This is a genomic window from Granulicella sp. dw_53, from assembly GCF_018449545.1.
Lineage (GTDB): Bacteria > Acidobacteriota > Terriglobia > Terriglobales > Acidobacteriaceae > Edaphobacter.
In genome coordinates, this window is the sequence record NZ_JAAVUR010000003.1 from 334,643 (window position 1) to 358,331 (window position 23,689).

Consider the following 23,689-nt stretch of genomic DNA (forward strand, 5'->3'; position numbering starts at 1 on the left):
TGCTCAAGAAGTAAAGCTAAAGACATCATGCAAATCCTGGAACCATCGCCGAAGACAGTGGGAGGATTCGCTTCAGAGTTGCGGAGTGGAGAGGTAATCGCCCAACGCGACCATGGCGAGGATCCTCGGTGGAAGCTTGCCCAGCGGATTGCGGCCAGCGGTATTCTTGGACGCTCGCGTTTGCTGGCAGACTTCCTGCTCTATATTGTCGATCGCTCTATCTGCGATCGAACCGACGAGATTACGGAGCAGCAGATTGGGGTTTTAGTCTTCGGTCGAACTGAAGGCTATGACTCCAATGATGACAATATCGTCCGAAGTTATGCGCGGAATCTGCGCAAGCGAATCGATGAGTACTTCGCAACAGAGGGCAAAGAGGAGACGCTCTGCCTGGAGATTCCTCGCGGAGGATATGCGCCGATCTTCACCCCCAGAGTGCTAGAGGTTGAAACTTCTATCGGTGAAGCGGCTGATCCAGATGCTGAGTCTTCGCCAGTCAGTCTCGGTTCCGAGGATTCGAGCGTGGAAGTTGAGGCTGACAATCTGTGGTCTCGGCAGAACTCTAAAAGAGTTCTGGGGCGATATGGGGTGGGCCTGGCTCTTTGTCTCGGGATTGTTTTGGGAGTGGGTGGTTCGCTCTTGAGATCTGCGAGGGGGCCGGCGTTTTCTTCGGAGGAGGGTTCGGAGGCACTCTGGCGGCAGATATTCAATGGAGAGCGGGATACGTTCATCGTCCCTTCGGACGATGGGTTGGTCATCATGCAGGAGATCTCGGAGCGCCCTGTCCCGCTCGCCTCCTATGTGAGTGGAAGTTATCGCACGAACGTGAAGACCGATGACGTGCCTGCGAGTCGTGAGATTTTGAAGTTGGGTGGCCGGCGCTACACCAGTGTGGCTGATCTGGACTTCGTCGCGCACCTGGCGCGGCTGAAGGAGGTCGTTCCTGGGCGCATGATGATCCGGTATGCGCGGGACCTGCGCATGGACGACCTGCATACCGGGAATGCGGTGCTGATCGGCTCGGATGAGGCCAACCCCTGGATCGAGCTCTTCGAGCCGCAGTTGAACTTCCGGTTCCGCTTCAATCCTGGGGTCGACAAACAGCCGGTGATCGCCAACCTGCATCCGCGCCCCGGGGAGAGTGCTGTGTACTCCCACATTGGCGAGGAGAATACATACGGGCTCATCGCTTACCGGCCAAATCTGGATTCGACCGGGCATGTGCTGCTGATCGGCGGGTTGAACATGGCTGGAACTCAGGCGGCGGGCGCGCTGGTGCTGAATCCTGCCTTGATGGCTCCGGTGCTCGAACGGGCGAGGGGGGCGAATGGGAGTCTTCAGCCGTTCGAGCTGCTGATTGGGGCCAGCAATGTTGCCGCGAATGCTTCAACTCCGCACATCGTGCTGGAGCGGATTGGGCTACCCTAGGGTTGTCTCCTAGGTGTTTTGGGGATAACCGTTTGAGTTTCTTCGAGTTAGTTCCCTTCCTTGTTAAATGCGAAAGCCCGGCCATTTTCGGCTGGGCTTTCTCTTCTATTGGATTGTCGAAAGTGCCACTTTTATAAGTTGATCCGTTGATAGATCAATGGTTGCCGGAGTTTGGGGAGGATTCGCGGCTGGACAGCCTATGTTCCTTGTTGCGAGGGAGCCAGTCTTCTTCCGCTTCAAGGAGGAAGACTGCGCGGGCTACGACCTCAGCCGCATCGCTGTAGGAGCCGAGGTCGATGAGGCGCTGAATGCGCTTTTCGGTGGCGGGATCGAGGGCGAGGTTCATAGGGATAGTATAGCGGCGATGGTGGGCTGGTTGGGTGTTCCGGGGTGGGTCGTGTGGTCCTGGCGAAAGGTCCTATCCTGGGGGCTTTTGGGGTTGAGGGCGATGAAAGATGAGAGGCTGGCCTTTCGGCTTGGATGGTGGTGTGGTTTTCTGTTTTGTCCTGCGGACAGGATGGGGTGGGGAGGAGTATCGTGTTTTGCCACGGGGGTATGACCCCTTAATGGAGGTATCACCATGGATAAGAAGATGCAGGATGCAGCGAAGCAGAAGAAGACCAAATCGTCGTCCAAGCCCGCTGCTGGAATGCAGACGAAGTCGCACGAGTCGTCAACGGCCTCACAGAGCAAGCCGTCCATGATGAAAGGGATGAAGTAAGGTCGATTCCGATAATCAGATGAAGGACCCGATGTGAGGGCTGCGGCTGTGTGCCGTGGCCCTTTTCTATTTTAGTAAAGGTCTATCTAGTAGACAGCTATACGGAGGGCGAGGTTTGCGCAGGTGTAGGGCTAGGCGATAGAAGGTCTGTGGAGTGGTGGAGATTGTATCCCTCTGGAGTGGGATATCGTGTTAATGCTGGAGAGTTTATGAAGAGAAACGCTGTATTGTCGATCGAATCCATTTTCTATCTTTTTTGTTGGGCTTGTTCTTGCTCTTAACGCTCGCTCCTATGGCCGAACCTCTGAACCCGCTCGGAAGCCGGATAGCTATCAGAAGCTGCAAGATGCTGTCCTTAGCGGAAAGACGATTTCTGTAAAGACGGATCTGGCGGCTTGCAAGGTTCATGGCACGGATCAGCCGGGACCGTCGGTGGTTGGAATTCAACACTTCGAAAACTTTATGGTTAGGCCGGGCGAGAGTATTGCATTCGCGACGACACATTTCACGGTAAAACCCGATGACACTGCGGTGAACGAGTTTCTCTCGCTTAAGGTCTCTGCTGATGGGAAGGTCGAGATCCGCAATCGATTCTTAGACGCTTCGACGAATAAGGTCTATCGCAAGGCGGAATTCGACTGTGATCTGTCGAAGGGCGTGGTGATTCATTGGTGATGAAGAGGCTCCAGCTAATGCTGGATTCTCAGTTGTGCCAAGTGATCGTTTAGAGCATCTACGCAGGGCGTAAGGGAGGCGGCGTCGAATGCTTGCTTCGCCCTCTCGCAGCGCTGGGCCGCCGACTCCGCTGCGAAGAGTTGGGAGCTGATCTCTGGCCGTAGGGAGGTGCCTGCGGGCATGTGCTGCTTTACGCCCTCCCAGTAGCCCTTCTCGCCGGTGAGCCGCCCTTCAGCCTCTTCAAGCCGGCCGACGAGCTCTGCCTCCAAGGGGGCGTGGGCGGGTGGTGCTGGTGGAGCCGTGATGTTTTCGTGCGGAGCGGGCAACGATACCTGCTTGTTCACGCGTGACGGGAGTTGAGGATAGTTCGGCGTTTGAGCTGTGGAGTCGCCCTTGGTGACGTTCACTTCGGTCTGCACCGTGGCGTCGTTGTAAGTGGCGATGATCGAGACCGGAGAAGAGTACGTTGGCACATCGACGGCTTCGGAGTATCCGGTGCCCATGGTCCTTCCGGCGGGAACGGTGGCGACACCATCCACGGTTAGAATCGCCGGATCGCTCGAGGTTAGAACGACGGAGACGCCTCCGTGTGGTGCCGGGCCGTCCAGCTGAACGGTCAATGTGACCCTGCCTCCCTTTTTCACGAAGTTGGGCTTGGCGATGACGCTTTGCAGGATAGGCGGACTCGCCTTGGCGGCGGATTCGGTGTCGTGCGAACTCCACCTCCAGAAGAGGAAGATTGCTACGCCGATCAGGACGGATGTTGCCCGTATGGAGTAGACCTTCCTGGCTGCTGGCTTTTCGTCGGCGGCCTGGTTGGTGAGCGTCCACTGTCCCAGGAGGTTAAGAATCAGGGAAGAGAATCCCGAGATGACGACTTGCTTGACGATGTCGGTTACAAATGATTCTGTTGCTACTGCATTCAAGATCGATCATCCCCTCTCTCACGAAAGTTCCACACCATCTTCAGTTGCAGTGAAGCTACTTTGGCTCGATGATGATTTCGTCTCCGGGATGGGGCACGCCGTCCTGTCCGTGTGCGGTTGGCTCGGGAACACACTTGCCGGCGGCGGAGCCTTCTTCGACGACGGAGACCAACAAGGTGCAGACGGCCTTGTGGCGCAGGATGGCCTCTCCTCCGCTATTTTTCAGGCCTGTGTTGACGCTGCGCCGGACTGCGATCTTCTGTCCCACCTTCACGCCTGCCGCCGATCCCTTATCGATGTAGGCGAGACCATCACTTATGCCGACGAAGTCGGCTCGGGCTCCGGCGAGGGAAGGGTGCGACTCTGGCTTCGGCGCGGGGGGTGGAGGGGGCGTGGTGATGACCTGGACGGTTGCGGCTGCTTGTGCGACCTGCGTGGCTAACTGCTTGGTGACTTCGTCTGCGGCTTCGTCTACAAGTTTGCGGAGAGCCTGGTCGGTGTTGTTCGTCGCATGTTGCTGGTTGATGTCTAAGCCGTCCTTACTGCCTGGTAGATGTTTGGTGATCAAGGGAGCGACCGTGTCGGCCTTTGCGAGGACGCCCTTTTGCTCGGCGTTGGCGGAGGGCGCCATGATGATCGAGCCTCGCTCCACGCTGATGAGCCGCGCAGTCACCTTTAGGACGACTGCTCCATCCGTCTCTACTCGCTTGGTCACGAATTTGCCTGATACTACTTGAGTGGCATTCGCGTTGAAGGCGTCGATCTGCCCGGAGACGACCATGTCCACGGTTCCCATGAGGCCGCTCTTCGCTGCTACCGCGGAGTCGTAGTTCGGATCGTACTTGCGGTCTTTTTCGGCGAGAAGGCGGTCTACGTACTGCCGGTCGTAGACGGCGAACGCTCCATTGGTGGTGAGTTTCGCGATCAGAAGGTCGGCGACCTTCGTGCCGATGTTCATATCTTTGTTGGAGGTCGTTCTGTCGTCGAAGGGGAAGACTGCGATCCGCGGCTTTGCCTGGGCGAGGCCCGTGCAAGTAAGAAAGAATAAAGCGACGATGTAACAGATATGGGTAGCGAAAGATGTAGATCTCATACTCACCTCTTTCCAGGCCCGGTGCTCTTCAGCGCCCACAAGAGTACCACGCGTCTCTCGTCATAAGGCTTGAAACATCAAGTTTGGCGCGGCAGCGAGAGCATATCGGTCTTGTATTCTCTGCTTGTCTTCTAGTTCCTTTCTTGTGTGTGCAACTTAGTGCAACTAAATGTAACCGCAGTTAGAAAAATATAAGATGGGACTTACTTTATAAGTCGGCTTGTATCTCGACTTAGTTCTGGTTTTCTCTTTGGGTGAAGAAGTAGTATCACCATGCAAGCGAATGCGCGTGTCGATTCCCATTTCAGGAATCGTCATCGTTGTACTTTTTCGAGGCCTTGTCGGGGTGCACGACTTCCTCCGGCGGGAATAAAAATGTGTCAGGCGTGTCTGTATCTGGAGTAAATCGCGTCAAGGCCAGGTTTTGAACAAGTACAAACTATGAAAATTGCATTCACCTGTCTCCCAGCCCCAGGGCATGTCAATCCCATGACGACGTTGGCACGAGGACTTCAGTCCCGTGGCCACGATGTCACTTTTATCGCTTTTCCTTTTGCGGTGGCGGCTATTCGAGCTGCGGGTCTTCCCTGCATCCCCTATTGCGAAAAGGAACTGCCAATTGAACGGGTTGCGGCCCTCCATAAGGGGCTTAGCCAACTTGAGGGGGAGGAGGCTGTTGAGTTCAGCTTCATTGCGCTTGCAGAGCTGCTTCGAGCAGCGCTGGATCAGTTGCCAGCGGCAATCGCGGCGGCTGGCATCGATGCGCTGGTCATGGATGTGACGCATTACTTTCTCGGACTGGTGCCGATGCATCTGGGGATTCCTTATGTCCATGTGGCTCCGGGCCTTCCGTTGGATCTCTCGGGAGCGACGCCGCCTCGGTTCTTTGGCTGGCCGTTTGAGACGACTCCCGCGGCGCTGGAGAGAAATCGTGCGGGAGTAAGACGCATCCGAGAGTTGATGAAGCCCTGCACCGATGCTGCCAAGAAGTTCTCAAAGAAGATGGGGATGAGTGTCGATTGGAGCGAGCCCGATCCTACGATCTCCAAGCTGGCCTGGATCACGCAGATGCCGCAGGAGTTCGACTTTCCGAGCGATCATTGGCCGCCTCAGTTTCGCTATACGGGGCCTATTCATGGTGAGGTCGGACGCGCCGAAGCGCCCTTTCCGTGGGAGAGACTTACGGGCGAGCCTCTGATCTATGCGTCCATGGGTACCTTGCAGAATGGGCAGACTGAGGTCTTTCAAACCATCGTCGAGGCTGCCGAGAGGTTATCCGGATTTCAACTGGCGCTTGCGATTGGAAACAATCTCGGCGTAGACCAGATCAAGACTTCGCTCTCCAAGACCATCGTGGTCAATCATGCTCCGCAGCTTAAACTTCTGAAGCGGGCCGCGCTTTGCGTCACTCATGCCGGAATGAATACCGCGCTTGAGGCTCTCACCCAGGGAGTGCCCATGGTCGCTATCCCTGTCACCAACGATCAGCCAGCGGTCGCGGCGAGGATCGTTCACCATCATGTGGGAGAGTCGCTTCCGATCAAGGAATTAACTCCTACCTTGCTCCATGCGGCTATGAGCGAGGTGGTCGGAGATGCGTCGTATCAGCGGCAGTCGCAGTATTTCAAAGAGGCGATCGCGCGAGTAAATGGGCTCGATGAGGCGGCGAAGGTGATTGAGAGAGCGTTTGGTCTTTGATCTCTGTATTGGATCTAGTAGCAAGTAGCGTCGCGTAAGACCTTGAAGATGCGGCGGCAGTTTTAGCAGATGGTGGTGAAGAAATGCTTACGTGGCGTTTCTTTGCGAGATAGCCGCCCCAGCAGTTTATGGATGTGGTTGACGCCATTGAAAGAGAGAGGCGAGCCATCGGCAGAGCAGTACCACTTTCTGCGAGGCTGTTTCCGGCATGCATGAAGCGTGCTCTTCCAGGATGGATATCTGTCGAGTAGTGGAGTCGGCGGTAGCGGTTCGCTTCGCAAATGCCCACTCGTGCGGCGAGAACGCATGAATGGAGCGCCCCCAAATATGTATTTCCTCATGTTTGTCCACCCGCACCCAAACATGAGTGTATGGTTATGCATGGGAATCCGGCATCGATACCAAGACTCACACAAGTCTCTAACGTGGCCCGCGGTCCCAGATGGAATACACGGGATCGATATTGCTGCGATTGAAAATGGAGTTATATGGCTCAGACACGCTTGGCAAAATTAGTGCTACAGAATTTCAAGAGCGTCCCTTTTGCTTCTATCGACTTCTCGGAGATGAACTTTTGGGTAGGTCGCAACGGTTCCGGCAAGAGCAATATTGCAGACGCATTTGCATTTCTCTCAGAGGCGATGGAACAACCGTTGCAGTCGGTTATTAATCGGCGCGGAGGAGCCCATAATGTGGCCCATCGACGTCCCATCCACGCTCCTAACGCAGGGCCGAATCGTATAGATAAAGAGGTAATTCCTCTGGGTTTCGCCGTGGAATTCTCCAGTCTTCCCTTCTATCAGCGAGACTCCGATCGTGTTGTCAGAGCAAGGTACGCAGTCGAAATCTCAACCAGTCGACGAGGTTTTTCTGTATCCAAAGAACAGTGCTTTGTACAAACTCAGGACGGTAAAATTGCGTGGTTTGAACGTAATAGTTTTGGAATTCGAACAAATATCGAATATCTAAAAGGCATGCCCGCCAATTTCATCTCTGAAGATTCTTTGATGATGCAAATCTTCGGAGGCATTATAGATTTTGCCTTCCTAAAACAAGCCATTATTTCAATGGCCGTTTACTCCATCGAGCCTTCTACCCTGCGTGAATTTCAAGATCACGATCCGGGAACCCGATTGCTTCCTGATGGAAGTAACTCAGCTAGCGTGCTAGATAGATTGTCTAAAGCAAGTCCAGCACAGTTCAAACGATTATTAGAAATAATGGCCAGCATTATTCCAGACTTGGAAGAGGTAAGGTCCGTTGCGGTTGGACGTAAGCAGTCACTACGTTTTTATCAGGGCTGGTATTCAAAGGAATTCGGTAGGGAACGGCTATTTTTCGATGCTTTTAATATGTCTGATGGAACTTTACGCAGTTTTGGTATATTGCTTGCTATTTTCCAAAATCCTAGACCGTCACTAATTTTAATCGAAGAGCCTGAGACATCAATTCATCCTGGCGCAACAAGCGCATTATTAGAGTTATTAAGAAGCGTGAGTGCTGATAGCCAAGTTGTAGTAACCACCCATAGCCCAGAAGTATTGGATCACGCCATATCAGAAGATGTTATACGTGTAGTAAGTTGGCATCGCGGGAGCACACGTGTAGATGGCATCTATGGTGCGGCTAAAGAGGCATTGCGAAAAGACTTATGCGGCGCAGGTGAGCTTTTCAGAATGCGAATTTTGGACGCACCTTCAATCTTTGACACTGAAGTAATTCGCGCGCCTCTTTTCGAGGTTCTGGAATGATCATTCAACCGATCGTAGAGGGGCCGGGGGACGAGAAGGCGGTACCTGTCTTAATTCGAAGAATTTTCTCCGAATTGATAGGCTGTGAAAGCCCCAAAATTTTGAGACCTTACAAACTAAATCGCGGTCAGATGGTTCAAGAACACCGATGCAGAAAGCACCTGGGTATCTCACAGCTCGACACATCGGTAGATCACGTCATTCTTTTTTTGGATGCGGACGATGAGTGCTGCAGAGATCTGCATAAACTAATTACGTCTTGGAGCGCGACAGCCATATACCGAACCTCCTTTGACGTCATCTGCATTGAAAAGGAATTTGAGTGTTGGCTATTAGCGGGAATAGAATCCTTGCGAGGAATAGGAGGTATTGCAGCAAATGCAAGAACACCATCGAACGTTAATTTGATTAGAGGCGCTAAAGCTCGAATCAATGAATTACTGCCAAATGGAATTTCGTACTCTGAAACTACGGATCAAGCGGCCTTCACCGCAAGAGTTAACTTGGACCAAATAATAGAGAAATGCCCGTCATTTAATCGGCTATTGGTCAAACTAAATGCGGCTCATGATAGCCGATGCGAATGCAAATTGTATTCGGCATGAGTCTGCTGTTTTGATAGCTAGTCAAAACAGCAGACTTAGTCACCAAATTAATTAGCTTTAGCTGCAACCACTCGTGCTTCCACACGACATGCAGCGGTAGCAGCTACCGCTTCTTGTCATGATGGCTCCGCAGGTGGCGCAGGAGGGGGCGTCGCCCATGTCGTACATGGACTTCATGGCGTCGGAGGCGTGGTAGATGCCTCGATCCTCGAGCGACGAGGGGTCAGGCCCCAGGGTCCAGGGCTCGGTTGGGGTCAGGCCGTTGCTGGCGGCGAGGTCCGGGGCGATTCCCTGCTTGGGTGGGGTGCGGTCGAAGTGGCTCTCGTGCTCTCCGGTTAAGGGGTGGGCAGAGCTGGAAGCAGATCCCTCCGCTTCAGTTCGGGAGGACAAAAGGGCTTCGTTGTGGAAGGACGACGAGCCGTTATCCATATTGCCCGCGTTGTCGACCACGGTGTTGCCGGGGCCGCTGACGGTACCGGTGACCGGGACGCTGGCGGCTGCCTGCAGGCCGGCGAAGAGGTCGAGCTGGTGTCCGGAGAGGAAGCGAATCTGGATCCAGCGGAAGATGTAATCCATGATGGACTTGGCGTAGCCGATGTCGGGGTTGCCGGTCCAGCCGGAGGGCTCGAAGCGGGTGTGGGCGAACTTCTCGCAGAGGACGCGGAGCGGAACGCCGTGCTGCAGCGCGAGGGAGATCGCCGTGGCGAAGGAGTCCATCAGCCCGGAGACGGTGGAGCCTTCCTTGGCCATGCGGATGAAGATCTCTCCCGGCTGGCCGTTGGGGTAGAGGCCGACGGTGATGTAGCCTTCGTGTCCGGAGAGGCCGAACTTGTGGGTGACGCTGGCTCGCTCGGCGGGCAGGCGATGCCGGACGGCGCGGGGCGGGGCCTGGGCGTCGGCGGAGTCGCTGTTCTGGAGAGCGGCAGCGGTGATGGCCTGGAGCTGGGTCTCGAGGGCGGTGATGCGGGCCGCGGCGGCGGCCTTGGCGGCGATCACAGCCTCCTCGATCTCGATGGAGCCCGCGGCTACGGCGGAGATGTCCTTCTTGCCTTCCTTCTGCGCCTTGCCGTCGCTGCCGGAGACGTTGAGCGGCTGAGAGCCCTTGGAGTTATCGCGGTAGATGGCTACGGCCTTGAGGCCCTGACGCCAGGCTTCGAGGTAAGCTTCGGCGATGTCGTCGACGGAGCAGTCCTGCGGAAGATTGACGGTCTTGGAGATGGCGCCGGAGAGGAAGGGCTGGGCGGCGGCCATCATCTTGATGTGGCCCATGTAGTGGATGGAGCGGGTGCCCTTGGAGGGCTTGAAGGAGCAGTCGAATACGGCGAGGTGCTCGGGCCGGATGGCGGGCGCGCCTTCGATGGTGCCAGTGGCGTCGATGTAGCTGACGATGGCGTTGACCTCATCGTTGCTGTAGCCAAGCTTGAAGAGCGCCGAGGGGACAGTGTTGTTGACGATCTTGATCATGCCGCCGCCGACGAGCTTCTTGTACTTGACCAGGGCGAGATCGGGCTCGATGCCGGTGGTGTCGCAGTCCATCATGAAGCCGATGGTGCCGGTGGGGGCGAGGACGGTGACCTGGGAGTTGCGGAAGCCGTGGCGCTCGCCGTGGGCGAGAGCTCCGTCCCAGGCGTTGGTGGCGGCGCCGATGAGCTCGTCGAGCTGCGGCGCGACGAAGGGCTCGGCCGAGTTACGCGAGGAGCCGATGTTGTTGACCTCGGCGCGGTGCATGCGAATGACGTCGAGGAAGGGCTCGCGGTTGACGTAGAAGCCAGGGCAGGCTCCGCCGGAGACGCCGTTCTGCTGGGTGAGCGGGGTGGCGGCTCCGAGGGCGGGAGAGCGCTCGGCGATGCGGGCGGACTGCCAGTAGGCATCGCCGCAGAGGATCGCAGTGAGGGTAGCGGCGAAGTCACGGCCGGCATCGGAGTCGTAGGGGAGACCGAAGGCCATCAGGAGAGCACCGAGGTTCGCGTAACCGAGCCCGAGGGGGCGGTAGTCGTGCGAGTTCTTGGCGATCATCTCGGTGGGGTAGCCGGCGGCGTCGACGATGATCTCCATGGCGGTGGTGACGATGGCAATGGCGTGACGGTAGCCGGCGGTGTCAAAGGCTCCGCCGGGGGTGAGGAACTTGAGCAGATTGAAGGAGGCAAGGTTGCAGGCGGAGTCGTCCAGGAACATGTACTCCGAGCAAGGGTTGGAGGCGTTGATGCGGGCCGTGTTCTTGGAGGTGTGCCAGCGGTTGATGGTGGTGTCGTACTGCATGCCGGGATCGCCACACTGCCAGGTGGCTTCGGCGATGCGGTGCATGATGTCGCGGGCACGGAATTCTTTAACCGGCTTGCGGTCCTTGACGGTGCGGGTGAAGAAGGAGCTGTCGGAGTCGACGGCGGCCATGAACTCGTCGGTGACGCGGACGGAGTTGTTGGCGTTCTGGAAGAAGATGGAGCTGTAGGCCTCGGAGTCAGGACCCGAGCCGTCGTAGCCAGCCTGGACGAGGGTGTAGGCCTTGGCCTCTTCCTTTACCTTGCACTCGATGAAGTCGATGATGTCGGGGTGCTCGACGTTCAGGATGACCATCTTGGCGGCGCGGCGGGTCTTGCCGCCGGACTTGATGACACCTGCAAAAGCGTCGAAGCCACGCATGAAGGAGAGCGGGCCGGAGGCGGTGCCGCCGCCGGAGAGGGTCTCCATGGAGCCACGGATGCTGCTGAGGTTCGAACCGGCTCCCGAGCCCCACTTGAAGAGCATGCCCTCGGTCTTGGCGAGGGTGAGGATGGAGTCGAGCGAGTCCTGCACGGAGTTGATGAAGCAGGCGGAGCACTGCGGCTTGGTGTAACCGGTAACGGAGAACTCGACCTTGCCGGAGGTGGCGTTCCAGTGCCAGTTCTGGGCGTCGGAGTTGGGCTCGAGGCGGTCGCAGCCGACGTTGAACCAGACAGGGGAGTTGAAGGCGACCTTCTGGTTGAGGAGAAGGTGGGCGAGCTCGGCGTAGAAGGTGTCGGCGTCGGCCTGGGTGGCGAAGTAGCCGTCGCGCATGCCCCAGTCGCGGATGGACTCGGCGACGCGGGTGATGAGGGCGCGGACGCCGGACTCACGCTCCTGGGTGCCGTTGAGGCCGTGGAGGTACTTGGAGGCGACGATGTTGGTCGCGGTCATCGACCAGTCAGCGGGAACTTCGACGTTCTTCTGCTCGAAGATGGTCTTGCCCTTGAAGTCCTGGATGATGGCGTCGCGGAGCTCCCAGATGACCTCGTCGTAGGGGGAGACACCAGCGCGGGTAAAGTGGCGCGAAAAGGAGAGCCCGGGAGCGTTGGAGGTCTGCTGGGAGGAGGAAGACTGGGCGCCGGTGTTGATGCCGGTCTGATTGGGAATCGTGGCCATGGGAAAATTACTCCTTCAAAAACTCTAAAAAGTGTGATGTTGAAACTGATTCTGGGGCCTCAGGCGTTCGGGATCTGAGGTCTAAAACGGCATCAAGCGCTGGTAAGGGAGCCAGGCGAGCACTCCGGGGGTCTTGCAAGCCGAAATTTAGTTTGATAAACCGAACGTCCTCGGGGTGTTGCAGTCGTGAAAGTACCGCCCCCTATAGGGTCTGTCAAGTATAAAGCACAACATGTTGTGTTGTCTCTACGAATACCCCTGTTAACAGGAGGTTAATGCGAGAAGGCGCGAAAAGTCTAGAGATTCGCTGTGGAAGTCTCATTTTCGACGCAATTCGGGCGGGGATATGAGGGGGTCTACAGACGCAGTTTTGAGGCTATGCGCGGAGGGGGTGAGGCGCAAGGTGCAGGAGTGGTGCAAGTGCGGTGGAGGGAGGTGGAAAAGTAGGAAAAGAGGACGTCCGGGAGGCGGACGTCCTTGGGTTGCTTGGGAGGGGTCTAATTTATGGTGTCGGCGTGTTTGGCTCCAGCTGAATCAACTTCTGGGCTTCGTAAGGAAGGCGTATCTCCGGAATGACGACTTCATACCGGATTCGATCGACGAGAGAGTATTCGGTGAAGCTGATTGGGGTACCGGGGCATAGAAATTGGTGGCCGGAATAATTCTGCGTGAAAGGAAACCGGTTGCTAAAGCTCAGCGGGGAGGACGTGACAGAGGCGATTCCAGGCGTTCTGGGAGAGTCATCGAGGTTCCCGATCCATCCTGAAGCTGAAGCCCTTGTGTTTTCAGGCGATTGCAGCCGCGAACAAGGCAGATGGGACCAAGTGGAGGAGAAGAAGGCGAAACGGGGCAGGTGCACGGCAAATCTACAGAAGACAGAAGAGGAGAGTTCGTTATTTTGAAGCGAGCACAATCCGCCATTGGGAAGAGCGAATGCATCATTCTCGACGGTGACCTGCCGGGTGACTCCGGCGCGTAGGCGGGAGCTAGCCCAGGAGAGCCGAACGCGCACTGGAAGGTCTTTGAACTTTTGCAGGAACTCAGCCGGACGTTAGCGTTTCGTCTCGAACTGTTGAGGATGGACCCGGACGTAGGCGATGTGGCAGGCTTCGCTGTCGTCGGAGGGGACGGCAGGACGAGGCTGGCCGGGGGGTGCGCGGTTGAGGATGGTGCGGACCCAGTCACGGGCTTGGTCGATGGCGGCGGTGGTCTCGGGACTGACAGCCTGCTCGTGGATGTCCTGGCGCTGGCCGGCGGTGAGGTGCCAGTTGAGCGGCTGAATGACGTCGCGGGTGTTCTTCTGGTCGGGGCGGCTGGAGGCGGGATCGAAATTGAAGATGATGTGGTGGATGACCATGTTGCCAACGTTGGCGCTCTCCAGGAGACAGAGTCCCAGACGGTTGCGGCGGGTGACGCTGACATGTCCCGCCTGCCAGAGGGCGTTGGCGGGTGCAGTGAGCTGGGAGATGGCGTTCCAGTTGTGCTTGTCTTTGGGGTGGGTCTGGAAGTCGTAGTCGTCCTCGTTGTTCATGGGATCGAGGTCATCGCCGTTGCGGATTTCGATGAGCAGAATGGCGAGGGGCGGACGAGGGGAGGCTGGCTGGGCTGTCTGCAGGGCGGAGGAGTTGGATGGGGATGGAGCGGCGGTCGGAGCGGCGACGTTGAGGCAGGGATCCTGTCCGATGGGAGTCTGAGGCGCTTTGGCCGAGGCGAGGGCGGCGTTGACGAACTCAATGACTGAGGCGGTGCCGTCGTTGTCGTAGTATCCGCCGTCGACGAAGTGGTAGGCGTGGTCGGCGTAGAGAGCCGGGACGCGGGAGGCGGAGGAGACGAGGGGAAAGGTCGCGGAGAGACGCGCCGCGGTGGCGATGGGCAGATCGGCGTAGGGACGATGGTGATCGCTCTCGCAGGGCTCTCCGTAGGCGTGAAGGAAGGATTCGGCGGGGAGAAGATCGTTGCCAGGGATGAAGTTCTTGGGAATCTGGTAGTTGGAGAGGAGGAAGCGGCCTCCGGTCTCGACGGCGGTGGTGTTGAGGACGAAGGCGGGAAGCTTGTTGGCTTCAAGCAGATCCGCGGCTTTGCCAAGAGTGAGTTGATTGGCGTTGGAGGTGAGCGGTTGGAGGCCGGGAAGATCCTTTGCAGAGGTATGGCAGAGAGGATGGTTGAGGTTGCGGTTGAAGGCCTCGGTGAGAGCCCAGTTGCGGTCGGGCGGCTGGATTCCGGGGCGGGAGAGCCAGAAGTTGGTCAGGAGGCGGACGAGGTCGTAGTACTCCAGACCCCAGGCGACGTCCTCGATGCTGGAGCATGCGGCGGCGTTGTTCATGCGCGCCGTGGGCGGATGCTGTGGATCAAAGGGCTGCTGCGCAGTGAACTCCAGCAGATAGGACATGAGACCGACGCTGCCGCCGGAGACTCCGCTGGCGAGCAGGACGTGGTCGTGGAAGTTATAGGGCTTCGCGGTAGGAGAGGGCGCGTGGAGCGAGGGATCGTTGGAGAAGCTCTCTTCCAGGCGGCCAAGAATCTCTGTCGTCCAGACAGCGGCGTGGATGCCTCCTCCGGTCGCGGAGACGATGATAAGAGGGTCGTTGGGATCCTGGGTGCGGAGGGCGAGGGCCTGCGCGGGCGAGGGCGGAGGAGCGCTGGAGCGGGTGACGGCGGAGTAGTAGTGCTCGCCCTGCGTCCAGTGGAAGACCTTGGGGATGAAGATGAGGAAGAGCAGGGTGGTGAGGACGGGGATGCGGTAGCGGTCGAGGAGGAACGCAACTCCGCTGACGGCCCAGAGGATGAAGGAACAGATGACGAGGATGGTCGCGAGGACGGGCAATGCACGTTCCGCGGGAGAGCCGTGAATAAACTGGTGAGCGCTGAAGATGAAGATGGCGACGACGGATATGGCCAGAGCGATGAAGAAGTACTTGATGGGCCCGACCCATTTACTGAATTGCGTGGGGGTGCGGACGATTCCGGCGATGAAGAGCGCCGCGAGGATGCAGGCGACGGAGGCTCCAAGGTGGAGATCCGCACCACGCGGGACCGGAGCGGTGAGCGGATAGAGAAAGATGTAAAGCAGGAAGAAGCCGATGAGCGAGACGAAGGAGAGGAAGTGGAGCTCCCAGAGCGGACCTTTGCGGCTGGGCGCGAAGCCCGCGTGGGTGAAGAAGAGGAGCTTCATGAGCGGCCACTCCAGCCAACGAGCCAAGATGGGACGCGGAGCCAAGTGAAGATCGCCGAAGAGGGGCTCGGGGAAGATGAGGGGCTTGGCCGCGGGCGGGCTTCCTGACGGATCGGTGTAAGTCCAGTAGTAGAAGAGCGAGACGACGTACCAGAAGATGCCACCGAGGAGGACGCCCGCTGCGAGGTAGAGCCAGACGAGCTGGCGAGCGTGGAAGTGGAACAGGGGCAGGGGGAAGTTGTGCTCCCGCTCACTCATCGCGGTGCAGCCCAGGTAGATGAGGGTGATCAGGGTTGGAATGTGCGCCAGGAAGAGGGCCCACCAGACGGGCTTCGGTGCTGGGCTGCAGAAGAGCCAGCGGAGGAGGTATGGAGGCTGGGTTCCGAAGCGGTCGAGGCCGTTCATGCAGAAGTTGCGGGTGGTGATCAGGACGATCATGCCCAGCGCGACGACGAAGAAGGCGTCCTGAGTGGCTTGCCAGGGGCTATTGGGCGCCATGAAGGCGCGGGTGATGGACGTGGTGTAGCCCAGATAGTCCAGCAGAATCATCATCGGCAGGAAGAACCAGAAGATGATGCTGAAGCGGAGGAAATACAGATACTGGGACCAAGCCGAGATCTTCTGGCGGGCCGACTGTGCGGTTTCTTCTTTCGCAGACATCCACTGACACCAATCCGGGGAACGGACCTTTTCTAAAGAATAAATACAGTGTGGGGGCCGTTGGAAGGTTTTGCCGTAGCGCCGACATTAGCGAGAATCCCTGCCGATTGCAAGATTTTTCTTGTGGCGGCAGACTGGACGCAGGCCATTGCGGAGTAGCCGGATCTCGCGGCGGGGGTAGGATGGGGTATGGCATTGCGGCGGAGTTGCGTGGAGTGCACGGTGCGAGGAGCACACTGTTTCTGCAGCTTGAACATGGACGCCTTGCGGGAGCTCGACCGGCTGGGTGAGCAGGTGACCTATGTGGAGGGCGACCGGGTGGTGGAGGAAGGGGCCGCGGCGGAGCGGGTGTGCGTGGTCTGCAAGGGGACTCTGAAGCTGACGACCTCTTCGCGGGATGGGCGGCTGTTGCTGCTGCGGATCGCGGGACCGGGGGATGTGTTGGGTTTGGCTTCGGCGCTTAAGGGGACGATCTACGAGTCGACGGCGGAGGCCCTGGAGGAGTGCGAGGTTCGGGTGATGGACCGGGAGGACTTTCTGCGGTTTATGGAGGAGTTTCGCGGGGTGGGGCTGAACTCGGCGGAGACCGTGGCGCGGGAGTATGGAACGGCGGTGACGAGCGCGCGGCGGTTGGCGCTGTCGGGGTCGGCGGCGGGACGGCTGGCGAGTGTCCTGCTGGACTGGGGACGGACGCGGGCCGGACGAGCTGCAGCCGAGGCGGGCGATGTCGAAGGGCCGCTGCGATTTCGGATGCCTTTGACGCACGAAGAGCTTGGGCATATGGCGGGAATCTCACGGGAGACGGCGACTCGGGCGCTCACGAAGATGAAGGCCGAGGGCTTAATCGAGATCGAAGGAGAGCGGATCGTGCTGCCTTCGCCGGAGAAGCTGGAGCGGTTGTACTGTTAGCACTTCCCTAAGCGCTTTGGATATCCGCCCTCTCCGGGTGAAGTTGGTCGTGATGTACGGCGACAAGAGGCTTAGCAGACGTCTTCAATCCTGGCTCGACAGGCTGAAGGCAGAGCGTTCGTAGTGTCGCCCGCCCTACTGTGCCGTAGCGTGGTCTGTCAGACCCCCTCCCCCCGCTTTTTGGGACAAAGTCTTCGTTTAAGACGGTTTATCCCTGGACTTTTTCCTCTACCCCGGCGGGGTGCTTCGCACAAACTTCTCCAAGATTTCAAGGACCTGACAACACTGTCCGCACTGAGCGGTCTTGATGCATTTCGTGCTGTCTCTTGCTTCTAACTTTTGTTTCTATTCCTACTTCTATTTTATCGAGCCAACCATAACTCCAGTGCCACTTGGATCTTCATGATTCGACATACGTTCGTTGAGTTTGGGGCTTGACAACGTGTTTTGCTGGCGATTTTACAGATTCAATACGTAAGGATCTGTGGGGGTTGAATTTAGCGTGAGTCATCCACGCGCGTCGGAGATGGATATCTCATGGCGCACTGCGTCGTATGCTCATGGACCGCATGGAATAGAAGCCGCAGTTTATGAGCATACGAATGCAGACAGGTTAGAAGCTGGAGACTGATGGCATCGAACGGTCTTCCAACTGGTAACAGTTCGGGCTGGGGGGAAAGAGGTGGTTTGAGGGTTTGACCTTCAAACTAGTTTTGGTGCTTGCTACAGGTTTTCTTCCAGGATTGACGGTGTTGGAGGTTGACGCATTCTTCAGGCCCGGTTGAACGGACGACGGGGGAGTAGTTGCATGTTTTCTGTCTGGCATGGGGAGGACCTCGCACGGACCCAACTAGGGTGCCACAGTGGATGCAGGATTGTCGATAGAGGCGTAGTCATAAGCCTCGTGAGTGACGATTGGAGTTTCAAAAAAGTTCTCGGTGGGTGGAGGTGAGGTGGTCTGCCACTCGAGACCGTAGGCGCGCCAGGGGTTCGAGGAGGCAATGGGTCCGGCGTACAAGGACCAGATGAGATAGATGGAGACCATCATGTATCCGAGTCCCATGACGGTGGCTCCCGCGGTGGAGAAGACGTTGAGGACCTGCCACTCCGCGGGATAGGAGGCGTAGCGGCGGGGCATGCCGAGGTAGCCGAGGATGAACTGCGGACCGAAGGTAAAGAAGAAGCCCACAAAGATGACTACGGCGGCGACCTTGGCGGGGCCTTCGGGGTACATGCGGCCGGTGATCTTGGGCCACCAGAAGTGGAGTCCGCCGAGATAGGCCATGATGACGGCTCCGACCATGACGAAGTGGAAGTGGGCGACGATGAAGTAGGTCTCGGTGAGGTGGACATCCATGCCGAGAGAGCCGAGGAAGACGCCGGTGCATCCACCGATGAGGAAGAGGCCCATGAAGCACAAGGCGTAGACCATCGGGGCTTGAAAGGTGATGGAGCCTTGAGAGAGCGTGAGGGTCCAGTTGAAGACCTTGATGGCGGAGGGTACGGCGACCAGCATGGTGAGCAGCGAGAAGACCAGCGCGGAGTACTGGCTGACACCCATGATGAACATGTGGTGCTCCCAGACGAAGAAGCCGAAGACGGCGATGGCGACTGAAGAGAAGGCTACGGCGGTGTAGCCAAAGATGCGCTTGCGGGAGAAGCAGGCGATGATCTCGGAGATGACGGCCATGCCGGGCAGCAGCATCACGTAGACGGCGGGGTGCGAGTAGAACCAGAAGAGATGTTGGAAGAGGAGCGGGTCGCCGCCCTTGGTGGGGTCGAAGAAGCCGAATCCGAAGAGGCGTTCGACCGCGACCAGAACGATAGTGACGGCGACGACGGGCGTTCCGAGGATCATGATGACCGACGCGGCGTAGTGCGACCAGACGAAGAGCGGGAGGCGGAACCAGGTGAGGCCGGGCGCGCGCATGCGGTGGATGGTGACGATGAAGTTGAGGCCAGTAAGGATGGAGGAGAAGCCTGCGACGAAGGCCGCGAGTCCGGCGGAGATGACGTTGGTGTTGACGAAGTGCGTGCTGAGGGGAGTGGTGAAGGTCCAGCCGGTGTCGACGCCGCCGTTGATGACGGTGTAGAGCAACAGAAGCGATGCGATGACGTAGCAGTACCAACTGAGGAGGTTGATGCGCGGGAAGGCGAGGTCGCGGGCGCCGAGCATCAAGGGCAGGACGAAGTTGCCCAGGATGGCGGGAATGGCAGGGATGAGGACGAAGAAGACCATGACGATGCCGTGCATGGTGAAGACCTTGTTGTAGCTGTCCGAGGACATGAGGTCCGACGCGGGCGTGAGAAGCTCCATGCGGATGGCCATGGCGAGGAGGCCGCCGACCAGGAAGAAGAAGCTCACGCTGATGAAGTAGAGGATCGCGATGCGCTTGTGGTCGCTGGTGAGGAGCCAGCTCTTGAGGCCGTACTCGTTGTTTAGGTAGTTGCGCGGCCTCGCGGGGGCTGGATCGGCGGCGATGCTTTGATCGGTCAGAGCGGGAAGCAGAACGCTCATCGTGAGGCTCCGATGACACAGGGCAAGACCGCGATGGGGGTCGCCAGCGCGAGCACGGCCAGGACGATGAGGGGCGGGCAGGAGTTGCTGGTCTTATAGCCGGTGCAGACGCAGGTGCCGGTGCAGGACTTATCAGAGTGAGAGCAGCGGGTGAAGGTGGGTGTTTGCATGGGTGCCTCCGATATGAGGATGAAGGCACCTGAAGAAAGCGTCTGTGATGGCCATCACAAGCGGACGGAAGCCAACTAGAAGGTCTCCCTGGAGGAGAGGTTCGCTTCTACGGCTTTGCGGGTGAGCCAGGCTTCGCGCATCTGTTTGGATTGGAGCAGCGGGATCTGGTTGGTGTGGAAGGACGAGTTGGGCTGGGAGGAGTTGCCGTAGGAGAGGGAGAGTTTAGCGTGGACGGGAGTGGTGAACTCGATGGCCGCTACGTAGCCGTCGCCGTGGATGGGGGTGCGGGTCTTGTTCTGGAGAGGGCCGAAGGTGATGACGCGGAAGACGCCGGTGTTGCCGTAGCCTCCGTTGGCGGGGATGTCGACGCCGTCGATGGGGGCGGTTCGGACGACGGAGGTGCCGGTGACCTGTCCGTTGGATTGGTTGTTGATCTGGAAGCGCATGACGTCTCCCCAGGGTATGTCTAAGCTTCCAAAGTCGTGCATGGTTTCGGAGGCGGCAGCGTCGAGTTGCTGGGCGGCTTTGGCTGGGTCTTTGAGTCCGGCTGGCGTGGTCATGGGAGAGGCTAACGCGTACGGGGTGGCGAAGCCTGCCTGACTGGCGAGGGTCGGTCCCATGAACTGGCGGGCCCAGGCGTAGAAGAGGACCGCACCGCGGCTGTTGGCTTCGGTGAGGCGGTCCCATTTGGCGAGGACTGCGGCTGCTTGCCTGGCTTGCGGGGTGCCGTACTTCTCGGCGGCGGCGAGGAGGTCGGGGAGGATGCGGTCGGCGAGCTCAACGCGGGTGGAGAACTTCCTCTCGATCATCTGGTCGAAGCTGATGGGTTTGTTGCCGGCGTCGAGGTTGGAGAGCATGTGGAGCGAGCGCTCCGTGCGGAAGGAGACGAAGGTGGGAGCCACGTAGGGCGGGTAGGCCTTGGGGTCGAGGTTGTTGGGCCAGGCTGCGTCCCAGGGTGGCTCGTTGGTGTTCTGGACGTAGCCGTTGAGTGGGTCGATGACCTTGGGGAGCTCGGCGTAGGTGAGGTAGTCGTGCCAGAGGGTCTCGGAGGTATCGCCAGGCACGATGCCGGCCCAGAAGGCGACGTCGCCTTTGCTGCGGCGGGGGACGTCGCCGCCGAAGAGGTACTCGATGTGGCCGTCGCGGTCGGCGTAGAGGATGTTGTACATGGGAGCCTGGAGGCGCTTGATGGCGGTCTCAAAGTGGGCGAAGTCGTGGGCGGTGGACATCTGCCAGTACTGTTCGAGCATGAAGGGCTTGTCGAGTCCGGCGACGCGGAGGGCGATGGGATCGCCTGCGTCTTCCTTGATGATGGGGCCGTGGACGGTGCGGCGGATGGCGAGAGTTTCGGCGGTGAAGGAGCCGTCGGGTTGGCGGATCTTGAGGGTGTGGGAGTCCTTCTCGAAGGGCAGGACTTTACCGTCGAAGAGGTAGCCTTCGCCGCTGGTCTTGATACGGTAGAGGTCGGCGGCGTCGATGGTGTTGACGGTGTGGGTGTAGCCGAGGAAATCGTTGAAGGCGAAGCGGAGGACGGGCAGGCCGACCTGGGTGGCTCCGTAGATGTGGATGCCGGGGGCGTTGAACTCTGCCTCGAAGTAGGTGGTGGATCCGGCCCAGGCTAGATGCGGGTTGGAGAGGAGCATCGACTTGCCGGAGGCGGAGTGCGAGGGAGCGATGGCCCAGCCGTTGGAGCCTCCGTCGGAGTCTGCTGGTACGCCGGGAATTTCGTCGAGGGGGCCGGGTTCGAGGGAGGCTTCGGTGCTGACAGCGGCACGGCGTGTGGGTTCTGCGAGACGGGAGCTGGCGACGAAGGTGAAGTGGATGAAGTGCTGCGAGCGCACGATGGGGTCGAGGGCGGTGACGGGAAGGACGCGCTTCGACTCTTCGGAGATGGCTTCAGGGTGCTTGGCGGCGTAGGCGTTGATGCCGGCGGCGAAGGCTTCGAGGTAGGAACGGAACTCGGGGGTTTGTTGCTTGAGCCAGCCTTCGGAGCGCTGCGGGATGGAGTTGGTCCAGACCCAGGTGTCGGACTTGATGGCAGAGGAGGTCTCGGCCTTGGCCTCGGGGGTATTGGGCGAGCCGAAGTACTCGGCGGAGCGGCCGCGGGCCTCTCCGTAAAGATGGAGGAGTAGGTTGCCGTGAGCTTCGGCCTGCGCGTAGCCGTAACAGAAGAAGAGGTCCGGGGTTGACTTGGCGTAGATGTGGGGAATGCCGTACTTGTCCCAGAGGATGTCGGTGCCTTTGGCGGGGCGATAGGCAGGGGCCGCGTGAAGCGATGGAACGATGAGGCTGGAGAAGGCGACGGTTGCAAAGACGGCTGAGGCGATGAGGCGAAGACGCACGGCTGCTCTCCTGCTGCTTTGGAATGTAAGTGGAGGTTGCAGTATTACACGCTCGTGGCGGATTACAAGCGGTGAAACAGAAGCTGCATGAGGATGGCTCCGCCTAGAGACAAGAGCAGTGCGGAGGGCATGGCGACGATGCCTACTTTGAGGAACGCGGAGAAGCTTACGTCCAGCTTTTCCTTGCGCAGGGCGAGCAGCCAGAGGATGGTTGCGAGCGAGCCGGTGATGGAGAGGTTGGGGCCGAGGTCTACGCCGATAAGGACGGCGTTGGCGAGGAGGCCGTGGATGTGTGCGGCTTGCAGCGTTCCGCCTGCGATGAGGCCGAGAGGAAGATTGTTGACGAGGTTGTTGGCGATGCCGACGGTGAAGCCGGTGATGAGGGCTCCGGCGGCGGGTGTGAGGGATTGCGCCCAGTGCAGCCAGCGTTGGGTGAGTTGGAGCGCTCCGATGCTTTCGACGGCATCGACCATGATGAAGAGACCGGCGACGAGGATGAGGGTTCCCCAACTGATCTCGCGGGCGAGCTGGGTGGGATTGCTGCGAGCCTTGATCGAGACCACCGCGGTGATCGCCAGCGCGGCGAGGCAGGTGGGGAGGCCGAGGTCTTTGTCCAGCGATGATGCGGTGAGCAGAACCGCGATCATAAGGGCGAGGCCGCCGAGGACGAGTTTGCCGTTCGTGCCGAGGGGATGGGATGGGACTTCGTGGTCGATAGTCGCGCGGAGTTGCTGGCGGAAGATGACGCGCATGACGAGGTAGGTGGTCGCGATCGAGAGCACGGAAGGAATGCCGAAGGCGAAGAGCCACTCTCCCAGAGGCGGCATGCCGGTGTGGAAGACAACAAGGTTCGCGGGGTTCGAGATAGGCAGGACGAACGATGCAGCGTTGGCGATGAGCGCGCAGACGAAGAGGTAAGGGAGCGGCTCTACCTTTGCCTTGCGGACGGCAGTGAGGATCGCGGGCGTGAGGACGACGGCGGTGGCGTCGTTGGACATGAAGATGGTGACGAGGGTTCCGATGGCATAGACCAGGGTGAACAGGCGGACACACGATCCGTTGGCGCTGCGGACGGCGAGGGAGGAGAGCCAGTCGAAGACTCCGTGCTCGCGGGCCAGCTCGGAGAGAAGCATCATGCCGATGAGGAAGAGGTAGACATCGGATCCTTCCATTACGGCACGGCCGGCGAGGCGCAACGGCACCAGACGGAGAGCGAGGAGCAGCAGAGCGCCTGCCCCGATCCAATAGACCTCGGGGATGCCGCGAGGCCGAAGCAGCATCAGCAGAATGCTGAGCGCGACGATGAATAACAGAAGAACGTGGGTAAGTTGTGGGCCGGACATCTGTTACTACTCTCTCATTTCGCTGCGGGATAAGAGAACGAGCTGCTTTTGTCTCCCAGGCTCGATGTGGTTCTCCCAGAGTAACGCGGCTTGTGTAAGGAAGAGTACCAAGGGCTTGGCAAGGTGAATGATTTTCCATTTCGCCACGCAATACTCTGCACGGCGAGTTGGTGTAATCTCGCTTTTCTCTCAGGGTTACTGCCGCAATCGGAATCGTTGGCTGGCGATCAATGTGCGCACGCAAGCACAAATGCCAGATAGGCCTATTGAATTTCAATGCTGCTTCGGTTCGTCGAAGG

At 58.7% G+C, this 23,689-nt stretch carries 15 protein-coding genes; 6 read left to right on the forward strand and 9 right to left on the reverse strand.

Annotation, left to right across the window (positions count from 1 at the left end):
- The first annotated feature begins 27 nt into the window (after positions 1–27).
- Positions 28–1,428: a hypothetical protein gene (locus tag HB393_RS06605; protein WP_213804361.1), complete on the forward strand. Its 1,401-nt coding sequence runs from the start codon at positions 28–30 to the stop codon at positions 1,426–1,428.
- A gap of 154 nt (positions 1,429–1,582) precedes the next feature.
- Here HB393_RS06605 and HB393_RS06610 read toward each other — a convergent pair whose 3' ends face one another.
- On the reverse strand, positions 1,583–1,774 hold the full coding sequence (locus tag HB393_RS06610; protein ID WP_213804362.1) for a hypothetical protein: 192 nt from the start codon (positions 1,772–1,774) through the stop codon (positions 1,583–1,585).
- Positions 1,775–2,008: 234 nt separating this feature from the next.
- On the opposite strand from HB393_RS06610, the gene HB393_RS06615 reads away from it, so the two are divergent.
- Both HB393_RS06615 and HB393_RS06620 read left to right on the forward strand, forming a co-directional pair.
- Entirely contained in the window at positions 2,009–2,149 is a 141-nt protein-coding gene (locus tag HB393_RS06615) for a hypothetical protein (protein WP_213804363.1), read from the forward strand.
- 339 nt (positions 2,150–2,488) lie between these two features.
- Positions 2,489–2,824 carry a VirK family protein gene (locus tag HB393_RS06620; protein ID WP_255550892.1) on the forward strand — a complete coding sequence of 112 codons (336 nt, stop codon included), beginning with the start codon at positions 2,489–2,491 and terminating at the stop codon, positions 2,822–2,824.
- A gap of 14 nt (positions 2,825–2,838) precedes the next feature.
- On the opposite strand, the gene HB393_RS06625 is transcribed toward HB393_RS06620, so the two are convergent.
- Together HB393_RS06625 and HB393_RS06630 are read right to left on the reverse strand one after the other, a co-directional pair.
- On the reverse strand, positions 2,839–3,750 hold the full coding sequence (locus tag HB393_RS06625; protein ID WP_213804364.1) for a hypothetical protein: 912 nt from the start codon (positions 3,748–3,750) through the stop codon (positions 2,839–2,841).
- A gap of 55 nt (positions 3,751–3,805) precedes the next feature.
- A complete protein-coding gene (locus HB393_RS06630; RefSeq protein ID WP_213804365.1) occupies positions 3,806–4,843 on the reverse strand; it encodes a CsgG/HfaB family protein in 1,038 nt (345 codons plus the stop codon).
- Between the two features lie 441 nt (positions 4,844–5,284).
- On the opposite strand from HB393_RS06630, the gene HB393_RS06635 reads away from it, so the two are divergent.
- On the forward strand, positions 5,285–6,541 hold the full coding sequence (locus tag HB393_RS06635; RefSeq protein WP_213804366.1) for a nucleotide disphospho-sugar-binding domain-containing protein: 1,257 nt from the start codon (positions 5,285–5,287) through the stop codon (positions 6,539–6,541).
- 488 nt (positions 6,542–7,029) lie between these two features.
- Positions 7,030–8,292 carry an AAA family ATPase gene (locus HB393_RS06640; RefSeq protein WP_213804367.1) on the forward strand — a complete coding sequence of 421 codons (1,263 nt, stop codon included), beginning with the start codon at positions 7,030–7,032 and terminating at the stop codon, positions 8,290–8,292.
- 662 nt (positions 8,293–8,954) lie between these two features.
- Here HB393_RS06640 and HB393_RS06650 read toward each other — a convergent pair.
- Both HB393_RS06650 and HB393_RS06655 read right to left on the reverse strand, forming a co-directional pair.
- The gene (locus HB393_RS06650; protein WP_213804369.1) at positions 8,955–12,275 is read right to left on the reverse strand and encodes a vitamin B12-dependent ribonucleotide reductase; all 3,321 of its coding nucleotides are present in this window, start codon (positions 12,273–12,275) and stop codon (positions 8,955–8,957) included.
- Positions 12,276–13,326: 1,051 nt separating this feature from the next.
- Entirely contained in the window at positions 13,327–16,107 is a 2,781-nt protein-coding gene (locus HB393_RS06655) for a hypothetical protein (RefSeq protein WP_213804370.1), read from the reverse strand.
- 255 nt (positions 16,108–16,362) lie between these two features.
- Here HB393_RS06655 and HB393_RS06660 point away from each other — a divergent pair, with 255 nt between their 5' ends.
- Positions 16,363–17,016, forward strand: a complete 654-nt coding sequence (locus tag HB393_RS06660; RefSeq protein ID WP_213804371.1) for a Crp/Fnr family transcriptional regulator — start codon at positions 16,363–16,365, stop codon at positions 17,014–17,016.
- A gap of 850 nt (positions 17,017–17,866) precedes the next feature.
- Here the strand turns inward: HB393_RS06660 and HB393_RS06665 are convergent.
- From HB393_RS06665 to HB393_RS06680, 4 genes are all read right to left on the reverse strand, one after another.
- Positions 17,867–19,534 (reverse strand): cbb3-type cytochrome c oxidase subunit I, encoded by a 1,668-nt coding sequence (locus HB393_RS06665; RefSeq protein WP_213804372.1) that lies wholly within the window; start codon positions 19,532–19,534, stop codon positions 17,867–17,869.
- Positions 19,531–19,704 carry a hypothetical protein gene (locus HB393_RS06670; protein ID WP_213804373.1) on the reverse strand — a complete coding sequence of 58 codons (174 nt, stop codon included), beginning with the start codon at positions 19,702–19,704 and terminating at the stop codon, positions 19,531–19,533. Before HB393_RS06670 ends, HB393_RS06665 begins: the two co-directional genes overlap by 4 nt.
- A 75-nt stretch (positions 19,705–19,779) precedes the next feature.
- Positions 19,780–22,047, reverse strand: a complete 2,268-nt coding sequence (locus tag HB393_RS06675; protein ID WP_213804374.1) for a penicillin acylase family protein — start codon at positions 22,045–22,047, stop codon at positions 19,780–19,782.
- Between the two features lie 62 nt (positions 22,048–22,109).
- Positions 22,110–23,390 carry an arsenic transporter gene (locus HB393_RS06680; RefSeq protein WP_213804375.1) on the reverse strand — a complete coding sequence of 427 codons (1,281 nt, stop codon included), beginning with the start codon at positions 23,388–23,390 and terminating at the stop codon, positions 22,110–22,112.
- Between the last annotated feature and the right edge of the window lie 299 nt (positions 23,391–23,689).

What these genes read in the sequence shown, in the direction of transcription:
- HB393_RS06605 (WP_213804361.1), top strand. Translation starts at nt 28, where the DNA reads ATGCAAATCCTGGAACCATCGCCGAAGACAGTGGGAGGATTCGCTTCA.
- HB393_RS06610 (WP_213804362.1), bottom strand. Translation starts at nt 1,774, where the DNA reads ATGAACCTCGCCCTCGATCCCGCCACCGAAAAGCGCATTCAGCGCCTC.
- HB393_RS06615 (WP_213804363.1), top strand. Translation starts at nt 2,009, where the DNA reads ATGGATAAGAAGATGCAGGATGCAGCGAAGCAGAAGAAGACCAAATCG.
- HB393_RS06630 (WP_213804365.1), bottom strand. Translation starts at nt 4,843, where the DNA reads ATGAGATCTACATCTTTCGCTACCCATATCTGTTACATCGTCGCTTTA.
- HB393_RS06635 (WP_213804366.1), top strand. Translation starts at nt 5,285, where the DNA reads ATGAAAATTGCATTCACCTGTCTCCCAGCCCCAGGGCATGTCAATCCC.
- HB393_RS06640 (WP_213804367.1), top strand. Translation starts at nt 7,030, where the DNA reads ATGGCTCAGACACGCTTGGCAAAATTAGTGCTACAGAATTTCAAGAGC.
- HB393_RS06650 (WP_213804369.1), bottom strand. Translation starts at nt 12,275, where the DNA reads ATGGCCACGATTCCCAATCAGACCGGCATCAACACCGGCGCCCAGTCT.
- HB393_RS06655 (WP_213804370.1), bottom strand. Translation starts at nt 16,107, where the DNA reads ATGTCTGCGAAAGAAGAAACCGCACAGTCGGCCCGCCAGAAGATCTCG.
- HB393_RS06660 (WP_213804371.1), top strand. Translation starts at nt 16,363, where the DNA reads ATGGACGCCTTGCGGGAGCTCGACCGGCTGGGTGAGCAGGTGACCTAT.
- HB393_RS06665 (WP_213804372.1), bottom strand. Translation starts at nt 19,534, where the DNA reads ATGAGCGTTCTGCTTCCCGCTCTGACCGATCAAAGCATCGCCGCCGAT.
- HB393_RS06670 (WP_213804373.1), bottom strand. Translation starts at nt 19,704, where the DNA reads ATGCAAACACCCACCTTCACCCGCTGCTCTCACTCTGATAAGTCCTGC.
- HB393_RS06680 (WP_213804375.1), bottom strand. Translation starts at nt 23,390, where the DNA reads ATGTCCGGCCCACAACTTACCCACGTTCTTCTGTTATTCATCGTCGCG.